At 68.7% G+C, this 12437-nt stretch carries 10 protein-coding genes; 7 read left to right on the forward strand and 3 right to left on the reverse strand.

Features of this window, described 5'->3' with window-relative positions:
- The first annotated feature begins 752 nt into the window (after positions 1-752).
- The 6 genes from AMK21_RS05105 (at position 753) to AMK21_RS05130 (ending at position 8064) form a co-directional block, all read left to right on the forward strand.
- Positions 753-3104: an ATP-binding protein gene (locus tag AMK21_RS05105; protein WP_073874627.1), complete on the forward strand. Its 2352-nt coding sequence runs from the start codon at positions 753-755 to the stop codon at positions 3102-3104.
- Positions 3101-4765 carry a DEAD/DEAH box helicase family protein gene (locus AMK21_RS05110; RefSeq protein ID WP_073874631.1) on the forward strand — a complete coding sequence of 555 codons (1665 nt, stop codon included), beginning with the start codon at positions 3101-3103 and terminating at the stop codon, positions 4763-4765. Before AMK21_RS05105 ends, AMK21_RS05110 begins: the two co-directional genes overlap by 4 nt.
- Positions 4762-5361: a hypothetical protein gene (locus AMK21_RS05115; protein WP_073874633.1), complete on the forward strand. Its 600-nt coding sequence runs from the start codon at positions 4762-4764 to the stop codon at positions 5359-5361. Before AMK21_RS05110 ends, AMK21_RS05115 begins: the two co-directional genes overlap by 4 nt.
- Before the next feature lie 9 nt (positions 5362-5370).
- Positions 5371-6723 carry a sigma factor-like helix-turn-helix DNA-binding protein gene (locus AMK21_RS05120; RefSeq protein ID WP_073874635.1) on the forward strand — a complete coding sequence of 451 codons (1353 nt, stop codon included), beginning with the start codon at positions 5371-5373 and terminating at the stop codon, positions 6721-6723.
- Between the two features lie 103 nt (positions 6724-6826).
- Complete coding sequence (locus AMK21_RS05125) at positions 6827-7387, forward strand: hypothetical protein (protein ID WP_073874637.1); 561 nt, start codon at positions 6827-6829, stop codon at positions 7385-7387.
- A complete protein-coding gene (locus AMK21_RS05130; protein ID WP_073874639.1) occupies positions 7384-8064 on the forward strand; it encodes a hypothetical protein in 681 nt (226 codons plus the stop codon). The genes AMK21_RS05125 and AMK21_RS05130 overlap by 4 nt, the downstream gene beginning before the upstream one ends.
- Positions 8065-8768: 704 nt before the next feature.
- On the opposite strand, the gene AMK21_RS05135 is transcribed toward AMK21_RS05130, so the two are convergent.
- Both AMK21_RS05135 and AMK21_RS05140 read right to left on the reverse strand, forming a co-directional pair.
- Positions 8769-9470 carry a class I SAM-dependent methyltransferase gene (locus tag AMK21_RS05135; RefSeq protein WP_073874641.1) on the reverse strand — a complete coding sequence of 234 codons (702 nt, stop codon included), beginning with the start codon at positions 9468-9470 and terminating at the stop codon, positions 8769-8771.
- A 106-nt stretch (positions 9471-9576) separates the two neighbouring features.
- Positions 9577-10041 (reverse strand): hypothetical protein, encoded by a 465-nt coding sequence (locus AMK21_RS05140; RefSeq protein ID WP_073874643.1) that lies wholly within the window; start codon positions 10039-10041, stop codon positions 9577-9579.
- Between the two features lie 189 nt (positions 10042-10230).
- Between AMK21_RS05140 and AMK21_RS05145 the strand changes: the two genes are divergently transcribed.
- The gene (locus AMK21_RS05145) at positions 10231-11493 is read left to right on the forward strand and encodes a helix-turn-helix domain-containing protein (RefSeq protein WP_073874644.1); all 1263 of its coding nucleotides are present in this window, start codon (positions 10231-10233) and stop codon (positions 11491-11493) included.
- Positions 11494-11990: 497 nt separating this feature from the next.
- Here the strand turns inward: AMK21_RS05145 and AMK21_RS35765 are convergent, their stop codons facing one another.
- Entirely contained in the window at positions 11991-12233 is a 243-nt protein-coding gene (locus tag AMK21_RS35765) for a hypothetical protein (protein WP_234421834.1), read from the reverse strand.
- Positions 12234-12437 lie beyond the last annotated feature (204 nt).

A 12437-nucleotide genomic window follows, 5' to 3' on the forward strand; every position in this document is an offset into this window, starting at 1 on the left:
CAGCGGCAGCGGCGAGCGAGGCAGCTCTCACACATGGCCATAGCCGACGCGGACGTGGATGGCCGCGGCTTGGGTCTACGGGCGGGCATAGGAGCTGTCGAAGGAGCGACCGTTGGCGGTCGCACCGTGGGCGTCATCGTCCTCGATAATGCTCACGATGCGCAGCGATTACGGCAAGGACATGACGCCAGAGAAGACCATACGTCACTGCTCCACTGGCGGAGTCTGCGCTGCAAGTCACCGCGCGACCCGCGCCAACACCGCGACGGAGGCCGACCTCGCTTCCAGGAGGACAGCACCCCATTCTTCGTAGACGGCGTTTGTCTGCGGCTGGTTACGACCAGCGCGTGACGCGACAGGATCGCAGCCAACTGCATCCAGGAAGCCGAGGCGAACCAGCTACTCGCCGAGGAGGGCTGGGCGTCCCGCGGTTCTGGAAACACGAGGCCCCGGAGGCCGCTGTGGAACGAAGCACGGACCTGGTGCGGGTCAGGGTTCCGGGCCGCGACCTCCACCCGCTCCCCTGGCCAGCCGTGGCGGGACCATCAGTGCTCGCGAGGTTCAACACCTTCGTCCCGTACCGGTGACTGCACGATTCGCCGGGGTTCGCAAACTCCGGCCGGATTGTCAGTGGCTCCCTATACGCTCGAGATCGAACGCTCGACTCATGCGAGTTGGGCGGCTTCGGCGTGTCCACGCGCGCCGCGGGCCGCCGTCACAGCGTTCCGATCCTTCAGGAGGGTTCCGCCGGAGTGAAGATCACCCCTTCCGCCCGCGTGCTGAGCATGCTGGGCGAGATCGATTTCGACGAGTGGCAGTGTGTCGCCGAACTCGTCGACAACCCCTTCGACGACTTCCTCGACATCCTCCGCTCAGGGACGGAGTGGCCGGACGGCTTCACTGTCAGCGTCACCTTGCCGTCGTCCCCACAAGGGGTCCTGGAGGTTCGCGACACCGGGCGGGGCATGTCGTACGACCGGCTGACGCGCGCGGTGCGGGCTGGCTGGTCCGGGAACGACATGCACGACAAACTAGGTCTGTTCGGCATGGGCTTCAACATCTCGACCGCCCGCCTCGGCAGGCGCACCCGCATCCTGACGACACGCGCGGGCGACACGGAATGGATCGGCGTCGAGATCGACCTTGACCAGATCAAGGACGACTTCGAGGCAAAGGACATCACAGAGCCGAAGAGCGACCCGACCCAACACGGCACGAGAATCATCGTCGACCGTCTGCACCGGACGCGTGCCGAGTGGCTGCGCCGCAACGGCGCCTCGCTCCGCAACACCCTGGGCTCGGTGTACTCATGGATCCTCACCGAGCACCCCTTCGACCTCTACGTGGGCGGGACCCGCGTCAAGCCGGTCCGCCACTGCCGCTGGGGCGAAGAGCGTTACGTGCTCTTCAACGGCAAGGAGCGGATTCCCGCCTACATCCCGATCAATGAAAGGCTCCAGGACGGGATCGCCTGTCGGGACTGCGGGGAGTGGCAGATTGGTTCGGGCGATGTCTGCTCGGTCTGCGGCAGCGTCAACCTGTCCGTGCGCGAGCGCCGGATCCACGGCTGGCTCGGCGTCCAGCGCTACCTGGACAAGACCGAGTACGGGATCGACTTCCTACGCAATGGCCGGAAGATCAGGCGCTGGGACAAACAGCTCTTCACCTGGAACAACCCCGATGGGGTCGCGGGGAACGAGGAGCCCGAATACCCAGTCGAGCTCGCCCACCAGGGCGGCCGCCTCATCGGTGAGATCCACCTCGACCATGTCCCCGTCACCTATCAGAAGGACGCCTTCGAGTACGGAGACCGCAGCTGGCTCACCGCCATGGAGTTGCTGCGCGGCTTGGCGCCACTCCAGCCTCAGCGTGCCCGCAAGCTCGGCTACCCGGAGAACGAGAGTCCGCTGGCTCTGCTGTTCAAGGGCTTCCGCCGCAACGACGCGGGCTTGCGCTACCTCGTCCCCGGCGACGGCCACAAGCCGGTCCACGCGGATACCCGGGACTGGGGCCGGAAGTTCCAGGCAGGCGTCTCTGAGTTCCAAACCGACGAACACTGGTGGCAGGCGGTACTGCGGCACGAGGAAATCAAGAAGCGGGGCAAGGAGGCCAGGACTACCACCAGTGTGCCGGCCCAGCCCGACGAGCAGGCTGTCTTGGGCGCCCTCGGCCTGCCCGTCGACATCCCCGCCTCCGGCGCCGCCCAGCTTGGTACCGAGTCCCGGGCTGTCTCCACCGTGCCCGCCCAGGCCACCATGGCGGTCAAGGAGACGACTGAGACCCGTGGCGAGCGCTTGGCACGGTACGAGAGCGCGGCATCTCCGCACGCGTACCTGAGCCGGTCGTTCGGGCACCCTGAGCTCGGCTACGTGAAGGTGCGGACCCTGCTGTTGAAGCCGGGCGAGCGGCTCCTTGACGACCACGGGCTGTCCGCCCCGGTCCTCCTCGACCAGAGGTCCGGGAACGAGCTCACCGCCCTCGTCGATCCCGAGCACTACGCGTTCCGGCGGTTCGGCGCGGACTACGCCGACCTCCTTTTGGTCGAACTGGCCGCTGTCCTGAAGGTCCGGGCGCGCTCCGACTGGAACCCGTCCCAGCTCGTCGCCGCGATCCGCGCCGAGTCCCTGCAGGACAGCGTGCTCGACGGCACCACCGTCGGCGCGGAGGCTCGCGACCTCCTCTCGGAGATCCGCGAGCGTGTGGCCGAGGTCCTCGACGAGAGCGGCGGCTACACCGCCGCCTACGGCCACCTCTCAGACGAGCAGAAAATCGCGACCGAGGAGGCGATGATCGCTGCCGGACGTGTCGGCCTCGTCGGTCGTCTCGGCCTGGACTCCGGGTTCGTCCACCACGTTCCCGCGCTGGCCCTGGTCCGCCTCGTCGAGGTGATGCCCGCCTCATTCATGGACGGCACCGTCTTTCGTGGCCCGTACGTCGGGGTGTCCTCACCGTCCGGGAAAGCCCTGAGTCTGGCCCGGGTCACGGGTTGCCTCGCGGACGTCGCGACGCTCGGAACCTTCGCCGGGGAGGCCACCGCGCCGCAACTGCGGCGCGCCCGCCTCAGCATCGCCCTCCTGCGCGACGAACTGGCGGGGGAGGAGTGAGCGCCGCGTTCCTGACGGCCGCCGAACTGAGAGACGGTGGCCCAGAGGGGCTGACCAAGGCGCTCGAACGGACCCTGTGGCACCTGGGGTTCCAGGACGTCCGCGTCATCGACGGCGCCCACGACCATGGTGCCGACCTGCTCGCGGTCCGCGACCGCGAGCAGTGGGTGTTCCAGAGCAAGTGGAAGGCGCACGGCACAGCCGACCACGCGGGCGTCGACGACCTTGAGCGCGCCCGCACTCACTACCGCGCCGATAAGGCCGTCTTGGTGACCAACACGAACATCACCGCATCGGCTGAGGCACGACGCCGGGCGCTGGCGGGGATCGGCGTCGATATCAGCCTGTGGCACGGGGCCACCTTGGAGGCCATCGGCCAGAGGATGCCCGACCATGTGCCCGCCCCCTACAACCTGCGGCCTTACCAGGAGTTGGCCGTGTCCGCGATCGAGCGGGACCTCGACGCCGCAGGAACGGCGCTGCTGGTCCTGGCGACAGGGCTGGGTAAGACGGTCGTCGGCGGCGAGGTCATCGGCAATCTCCTCGCCTCGAGTCCGGACGCGCGCGTCCTGGTCGTCGCGCACATGCGCGACCTGGTCGGCCAGCTGGAGAAGGCGCTGTGGCGGCACCTCTCGAAGGGCGTGCCCACCCGGCTCCTCACCGGTGAGAGCAAGCCCGAGGCCCTCAACGGTGTCGTGGTCGCGACCGTCGAGTCGGCACTGTCCGCCGTACGCGTGGGCTACGCACCCGATCTCATCATGATCGATGAGACCCATCACGTGGCTGAGACCGGCAGGTTTGCGGAACTTCTCGATCTGTGTGGGGCTGCGGGGCGATTCGGAGTCACCGCCACCCCTTGGCGTGGCGACAAGTTCGACATCACCGCCCGCTTCGGTCAACCCAGCTTCAAGATGGGCATCGCCGAGGGCATGGCGGCGGGTTATCTGTCGGCCGTCGACTACAAGCTGTACGCGGATGGTGTCGACTGGGACGCCGTCCAAGACATCAGCCGTCACGGCTACTCGATCAAGGACCTTAACCGGCGTCTGTTCCTCCCCCAGCGAGACGAGGAGATCGTCGAGCACCTGCGGGCGGCGTGGCGGGAGACCGCCGAGCCCCGCGCCATCGTGTTCTGCCAGACAATCGAGCACGCCGAGCACATGGCGGGCCTCCTCGCCGTCTCAGACCCGGCGTGGGTCAATGCCTCCCACTTGCATAGCGGTCTGTCGAAGCGTCACCGCGACGTCCTTCTCAACGAGTTCCGTCTCGGCCGTGTCCCGGTGATCACCTGCGTGGACGTGTTCAATGAGGGCGTCGACGTGCCGGACGTGAACCTGATCGCCTTCCTGCGCGTCACTCACAGCCGGAGGATCTTCGTGCAGCAGCTCGGCCGCGGGCTGCGACTGAGCCCCGGCAAGAAGGCTTTGAAGGTCCTCGACTTCGTAACCGATATCCGCCGCGCCGCAGCGGTACTGAACCTGCGCCGCACGCTAGAGGCTGAAGACACCGAGCACCTGGAACTCCCGCACGTCTCCCGGATCGAGTTTCAGGACGAGACGGTCGGCTCCCTGATGGACATGTGGATCCAGGACGCCGCCGACCTTGAGACCGCGGCAGACGAAGTCCGCCTCCAGTTCCCCCTGCCGAAAGGAATTCTGTGACCGACTACAAGATCCCGCCCGTCGTCGAGAAGGCCGTGGTCACACGGATCTACGCCCAGGCCGACGATGCACAGTGGCCACACCTTCAGGACACGGACCGCACCCGCCTGTACCGGGAGTGGACGGAGGACCCGGATATCGGCGGCCGCCTCCTCGACTTCGTGGGGCAGCGGGCCAACATCCGCCCCTGGCTGAAGGACTGTCCCATGAAGGAGTACGAACGGGCACGGCGAGGCGAGGGCAAGTACGCCAAGTACGTGTCGCGACCGGCCGCGACGCTCGAGCAGATGGTCGCAGCGACCCTCGGCCCTGACTGGGAGGTCATCCCGGGGACCACCCAGCAGAAGCCGATGCGCGCCAAAATCCGCGAGGTCGGGACGGAGGACGAGGAGCAACACTTCGTGGCCGGCACTGCGGCGAATCTCAAGCACCTCGCGTGGCCCGCGATCCTCGATCGGTCCACCGGGGAGACCTGGCCCTGGACGATCTGCGTCGTCGATCCGTTCCGCGCGCCCGTGCCGCCCGAGAAGAAGGGGGAACACCGGCGCGTGGCCGAGTTCCTCGGCGTGCGGGTCGTCTATTTCAACGAGATGTAGGGGGATTCGATGGGGGACGAGTGGTCGATGGGCGAGTGGCTCGCCAGGGTGTGGGAGACCGGAGCCCTCGACGAGCGCGAGCGGGCCGTCATCGTGGGCCGGTCTGAGGGCCAGACGCTGGACGAGGTCGGGGCTGCGCTCGGGCTGAGCCGCGAGCGCGCACGCCAGATCCAAAACCGAGCGCGGAAACGGCTCGCCGGGATGGCAGACATCGTCCAGGACGGCTGGCGTGAGTCGGCCCGCACCGCAGGCGAAGGCCCGGCCGTCTCGCGAGACGCCGTCGCCACCGCGCTCGGAGTCATCGACCACGTAGCGCTTGAGGAACTGCTGACCGCAGCGGGGCTGGCCGCGCCACGGACGTGGGCGGGGCCCCTGCGCGGCTGGTGGAGTACCGACCCCTGCGCGCTAGGTGGAGCCCTGCGCCGTCTCGTCGACGCCGCGCCCTTCCGTGGCGACGACCTCGGGCGGGCAGCCTCCGAGGCCGGACTACCTGCAGATATCCCCCTGATCTGGCTCCTGAGCCACTCCGAGTCTCGGCTAGCCCTGAGCACTGACGGGCACTGGGTCCGCCGAAAGGCGCGAGGGCGCGACGCCGCGTATCTGTGGCTATTGGAGACTGGACGCGCCTGCCGGCCAAACGAGTTGCTTGCCCCGATGGCCGCGACGACTGTCGCTGCCGTGCGGGAGGCGCTACGACGTGACGACCGGTTTCGGCAGATCCGTCCCGAGGGCACCTGGGCCCTGGCCGAGTGGACGCACCTACGCGCGTCCACATATGCCACCGCTGTGGACGCGGTGGTCGCGGTGGTCACGGAGTCGGGGCCCCTATCCCGGGCGCGGCTCTTCTCCAAGGTGACGGAGCTTTACCCGGTCACCCCGTGGCGTCTGAAACAGTGCCTGCTCAGTAGCCAGCTCGGCGAGACCAGCAACGGCCTCGTCGACCTCGTTTCCCGCGGCGCTCGCCCCTTCGAGGAGGAAGAACCGCCCCGGCCAAACACGATCGCCGCCGAAGGCGAAATCGTGGGCGTGCGGGTTCTTGTGAACCCGGACGTCCTGCGCGGCAGTGGCGTCACTGTACACACCTGGCTGACCTGGCGACTTGGGCTGCGCCGGGCCCCGATGAGCCGCACGTTCACGACGTCCGGCGACTACTCGCCGCTCATCGTCCGCCGCGGCACCAGCAGCGCCCAGCTCTCCAGCCTCCGCCGCCACGCGCTCGAACTCAAGGTCGTCGACGGCTGCGTACTTGCCGTCCTCCTCCGCCTCGACGACGGCACCGCGCGCGTCGGACACGGCTGCGTGCCGGACACCTGCCCCGCACGGCAGACGCAGGCAGCGACTCCGTCGACGGCGAACGTCTGATGCGACTGGGCACCGATGACCGCACCCCCTCGAAGTGGCAAAGCGCCAGAGGGGTCACAGACCGAGCAGTTACCTCAAAGCGGCTCCCAATGACGAGGGGAACATGAATCAACTCGAACTGCGCGGCGTAGAGCACCAGCTCCGCGGAGCGCTACAAGACACTGCCCTGAGTTGGGTGCTCGACGATGTAGACGCGGCAATCGCCGCAGGAGTGCCCGAGGAGAAGATCCTCCGCCGACGCCAGCAGCGCCGCGGTGATGACTCCCCTGCCGCGAGCCCGGCCGCAGCAGCAGCTCGATACGAGGTCGTGGACCGCAGCGTGCTTGGCCTCGGCGAGTACGAGGCATCGCGCAAGCGGGGGACGCTGGTCATCGCCACGCGATCCATGACGGATGAGGAGCGCGTCCAGCTCCTCCTGGATGCCGTGAGGCGAGTTCTCGTTGAACTGCCTGAAATTGAACTGGAGGTGCTGAAGACGCTCCGGACCGAGCCCGAGGGTGACACTGGCAGCCGGAACATCGTCGAGGCGGTCGTGTTCGAGCCGGACGAAAGCGCTCGATCGCGCCGTAGTCGAACAGAGTTCCAGGGAAATCGGACGCCGACTGAACGACGCATCCACGTCAGCCAACTGCTGGCCGACGTGACGAGGGAGGTTGTCAGTTGAGCACGGTCGACCGCCTAGTCAACGAAATCAAGAGCCTTCTGGCGGCAGGGGCCGTGTCGTACGACTCTGCTTCGAAGCCGTCCGACGCCTATGAGGGCTTCATCTTCTCCCTGATCGTCGCCACAGCCAGTCGGCACGGTGCCACTGTCACTTACGACGATGTCTACGGGGTGAAGGCCAGCAGCCTTGTCTTCCGGACGGGGCCCGGCCACCTGTACAGCAGAAGCCAGCCCTTCACTCACGCTGTGATCGAGTTCGACGGCGCTCCCGCCCTTGAAGTCCACCTCGGCGTCTACGTGACCGGCTCGTCGGGCGTCCTGCACGAGTGCGATGTGCTGGTGTTGCCAGCCGAGGAAGCCGCCCTGAGCCGGGCACAGGGCATCGCACCACGAGGCAGTCAGAGCGTCCTCGTCGTCGAGTGCAAGTACTACGTCTCCAACCTCGGCATCGGTCTCGCGCGGAACTTCGAGGGACTACGCGCCGACATTCGCACCCAGAACGAACTCTTCGTCGCCAACACCCGATCATCGAGCATCGTGCGGTACCTCGATGCCCGAAAGAGAGGCTTCGAACCGGACGTGGTACCCAACTCGCCGCAGGCAGGCTATCTACAGGCGGAGATCAGGAAAACCTTCAAGAGCTACCTGAGCAAGCACTCACCCTCAACGGTGATCTGAGCCCGCCGATCGAGCGTCGCGCGCCAAGGATTCCACGCAAGCCGATACTGAGGGACATGCGGCCTCAGCCGTCGGCTGGGAGCCAACCCGCTCCCCGAGCCCCTTCGACACCAACCGAGACCACCTCACCTCAACGCCTTGACCAGGCAAAACGACAAACCAACCGGTGATGATCCCGCCCGAACCTCATTCGGGACGAAGAGGTCGTGGGTTCAAATCCCGCCACGCCGACAGTGAAGTACCAGGTCAGGGCCGGTTTTCCTTGAGACCGGCCCTGACTGCGTTGTATCTGGGTGCCATCTGGGTGTGATCTTGAAACGGGGTGTCACCGCTCGGCGGCGCGCTGCTGCAAGAGCCGGTCGAGGATCGGGGCCGGGGAGCGCGGGGACGAGGAGCAGCCGGTCGTCCAGGGACTCGTGCCAGACCTCGGTGAGCTGGTCCATGAGGAGCCCGTGCATGGTGTCCGTCACGTGGGTATACCGGGCGCTGACCGATCGGTCCTCGTGGCCCAGGCGCTCGTCCGCGAGAACCTTCGGGCAGCCCAGCCCCTCCAGGAGCGTGCGGTGGCCGTGTCGGAGCCCGTGACGGGTCAGCCGGTCCTTGATCGGCAGCCAGCACGCCTCAGCTGCCCCTCAGCGCGAACGCACCGCGGCCCCGGAGCCCAGGAAACTGGGCCCGGGGCAGCGGCATTCCCCGGCCCGGTCTCAGGTGGCGGGGCGCTCGGCCGTGACGAGGAGGGTGGCGGCGGGCCGGGGGCCGTCGCCAGCGGGCAGCTCCTCGACGCGGATGTCGGTGAACCCGGCCTGGTCCAGGACCTTGGTCCACACGTGCTCCTGCAGTACCCACCGGTGCATGGTGGCGCTCTCGCCCTCCGCGGTCTTCGCCGGCACCTCGGCGGCCGTGACATCCGGCTGCGCGGGCTTGCCGGACAGGTAGTGGGCGAGAGTGGAGAAGACCAGGCGCCCACCGGGGCGGAGCGCGTCAGCGGCGGCCGGGAGCAGCTCGCGGGGTTCGGTGAAGTCCACCGCCCCGAAGTGGCTGTAAAGCACGTCGTAGGCGCCCGGGTTCGCGCGGAGGTGGGCGACGACGTCAGCGTGTACGAAGTGCAGGCGCGGGGCGAGGTCGGCGTACAGGGCGGTGGCCATGCTGTGCTGGGCCGGGGACGCGTCCACGGCGTCGATCCGGTTCGGGGCGTGGTGCACGGCCAGGTGCGCGGCGTGGCGGGCGGCACCGGCGCCGAGGTCTGCCACGGTCTTGCCGGTGAGGTCGCCGAGGACTTCCGGGCCCGGCCCGTCCTGCTGGTCCCAGGCCCAGCGGAAGGAGTCGGGGACGGCGTGGTCCTGCGCGGCGCGGGCCCGGCCGTAGTGGTGCCATAGGTCTGTGGTCGTGGTCGTCACCCGGGTCATCCTGGCGGCACCTCGCGGGGGCTGCTGCAGGTTCGGGCGAAACCCACCCGGGCGTGCCTCGGCGGCCCGAGCCGTGGGCCCGGACCGCCGAGGGCGTCCGTGGGGGTCAGTGCGAGTCGTTGCCCGGGTGGCAGGGGCCGCAGTCGGCGGCGTCCTCCCACAGCGGGAGGTCCACCTCCCAACCGGCGCGGGCGACGAGGTGGGCGGTCTTGATGACCGACCCGTCGTTCTTCATCTCGACCTTGGGCACGTGGTGCAGGAAGTGCCCGCCGTTGTACTTGTCGCACAGCTCGGCGTAGGCGACGGTGTCCAGGATGATCGTGTGGGCGCCGATGTCGACCAGCTTGCTCGGGGCGAGTCCCAGGCCCTGCCCCCGGAGGGACATGGCGGTGAGCAGGTAGGCGTAGCCCTGGCCGAGGACGCGGGCGGCCATGACGGAGTCGTACGGGTAGTCCCGCATCAGCAGGCAGACCTGCTTCTCCCAGAGGTCCGCCGGCACGATGTCACGGGGGGAGCGGGCCGGTCCGGTCACCGGGTCGGTGGCGACGGGGGTGTCGGCTGCGGTTGCCATGGTGCCTCCCTTGGATGGTGCCCCACGAGGTGCGGGGGCGATGTAACGAGAAGACCGCATCCGACACCAAGCCGGTGATCAACTGGCTTTCCTTGCAAGGCGTTTGCACGTTGTGCAAACGGTCTCGTCGGGCGCAGTCCCGCGCCCGTACCGTGGTGGCCCCCGGTTGTGTAGCAGGGGGAGGGACCAGTGCCCGGTGACCCGCTCTGGAACAGTGCGAAGGTCAGAGAGCTAGTACGGTTGGGCCGTGAGCACCGAGGATGGACGCTCGCCGCACTCGGCGAGCACCTGGGGTGCTCGGCGGCGACGGTCTCGCGGATGGAACGCCGGACCCAGGTCACCGACCTGACGCTCATTCACCGGGCCGCCTCCACGGTGGGCGTTCCTCGACACGTCCTGGTGAGTTCTCTGGCGCCCCCCGCTCCTTCCGGACCGGCCAGCACTAGAGTGTCGGCCAGTCCGCACGCCGAGGAGGACCCGATGCGCCGCCGCTCGTTGCTCGCCGCCACGGCGACCGTCCCGGCCGCCATGCTCCTCGGCATGGACCGGGCCTTGGCCGACACCCCGCCAGCGACGGGCAGGGGTGCCCTGGACGCCCGTGTGGCCTCCGCCCGCGACCTCTACGACAAGGGGGCCCACACGCAGCTCCTCGGGCTACTGCCGGGCCTCCTGGCCGACGGGCACGCCGCTGCCTCCTCGCGCCGCGAGCTGGACCAGGCCCGGCTGTCCTCCGTCTACAGCCTGAGCGCCGCCCTGCTGATCAAACTCGGCTCGTACGAACAGGCCCGCCTCACCGCCGACCGCGCGCACACCTGGGCCGAGGTGTCCGGGTCCCCGCTCGCCGCAGCTGCTGCCTCCCGCGAGCTCGCAATCGTGCTGCGCCACCAGGACCGGGGCGAGGAAGCCCAAACCCTCATGGAGTCGACTGCCGCCCGGGTGGAGGTGACTGGGCTGCGGACGGACGCGGCCTCGTCGGCCTACGCGCAGATGCTGTGCACCCTGGCCTACACCGCCGCCCGGGGAGGCCGGCGCGCGGAGGCCCTGGCCATGGCCGAGGAGACACGGCGGGCCGCACGGCACCTGCCACTCCGGGCACCTGCCGGGCGTCTCTTCCCCATCAGCCCGGCCGCCGTGGACCTCTACGCCGTCGGCGTCCACTGGGCCCTTGGCGACGCCGGCACCGCCCTGGAGGCGGGGCGGAACCTTCGGCCCGAGCACTTCCCCACGGCTGAGCGGAAGGCACGCCTGGGCACAGACATGGCCCGTGCCTGGTGGGCGTGGGGCCGCCCTGAGCAGACCGCCCGCGCCTTGCTCGACGCCCACCGTGCGAGCCCCGGCGAGGTGAGAGACCGCCCCGCGATCCGGAGCATCGTGACCGAGTTGGCGCAGCGGCACCCTCGTGCCGTTGGCGTGCGGGAGCTGCACGCCGCCGTGTCCGCCCCGCCGAGCTGAGACCGCCGCCCGTCGGGTTCCACCGGGTCCGGACATGCCTCGGTCCCGGCACCAGGGGGTCCCGGCCAGCCGTCGACCCGGCCTGAGCCGGCGCTCGCCTGGGTGCGACACCCACTTCTGGAGGCAACACCCGGGTGTCGGGGGCAGCCCCAGCGTTGCACCCTCTCCAACCTGGGCACACGTCTGCGGCACTTCTACCGATTCTGGGTGTGAACTGGGTGTGAGTCTCCGGAGCTGAGGGGTGCCGGAGAGGTGTCGCAGAGGTACCGCAGATGCACGGCTGGGGGGCACGGGCCTTGAACTCGCGCCTCTGAACTGGGCTTATGCGGTGCTACAGCGCAGGTCAGAGGGTCGCGGGTCCTGGACTGGTTTCACAGCCTCCCTGATTCGGGACGAAGAGGTCGTGGGTTCGAATCCCGCCACCCCGACAGCTGTAAGACCAGGTCAGGGGCCTGATCCGCTTAGCGGGTCGGGCCCCTGACCTGGTCCTGGCGCCATCAGAGCACCCAGAAGCGCAGCCCCGGGCCGCACGCCGGACCCGCCGCCGTGCCGACATGGAACAGGCCGTTATCGTCGGGTTCCCGGTCCTGGTACTCGGTGCCGGCGGCCAGCGCGAGGCAGCAGCCGAGGAGGTCCACGCGCAGGCCGACGGCCGGATCGCGGCGGAGGAACACCAGTGGGTGTGCCAACCCCTCATCGTCGTAGCGGGCGGCGGCAACGGCGCCCAGCCCCTCGGGCACCGGGTACATCTCCTCTGCGGATATCCAGCACGACGCCCTTCAGGTGGAGGGTGGCGTGCTCCAGAAGCTCCGTGAGGACCGCCCAGTTCCCTTGCCCGTGGAGATGACGGACATCGGCCGTCACGTCCGGCGGGGTCTTCCAGCACCTGCGAAGCCGACCCGCTCCGTACTCCCCGCCTTCAGCGTGCCCGAGGCCGATGCGCC

It is taken from the genome of Streptomyces sp. CB00316, assembly GCF_001905595.1.
Taxonomy (GTDB): Bacteria; Actinomycetota; Actinomycetes; order Streptomycetales; family Streptomycetaceae; genus Streptomyces.

Bases quoted from the DNA above. Each gene is read 5' to 3' on its own strand.
- AMK21_RS05120 (WP_073874635.1), top strand. From the start codon at position 5,371: ATGGGGGACGAGTGGTCGATGGGCGAGTGGCTCGCCAGGGTGTGGGAG.
- AMK21_RS05125 (WP_073874637.1), top strand. From the start codon at position 6,827: ATGAATCAACTCGAACTGCGCGGCGTAGAGCACCAGCTCCGCGGAGCG.
- AMK21_RS05135 (WP_073874641.1), bottom strand. From the start codon at position 9,470: ATGACCCGGGTGACGACCACGACCACAGACCTATGGCACCACTACGGC.
- AMK21_RS05140 (WP_073874643.1), bottom strand. From the start codon at position 10,041: ATGGCAACCGCAGCCGACACCCCCGTCGCCACCGACCCGGTGACCGGA.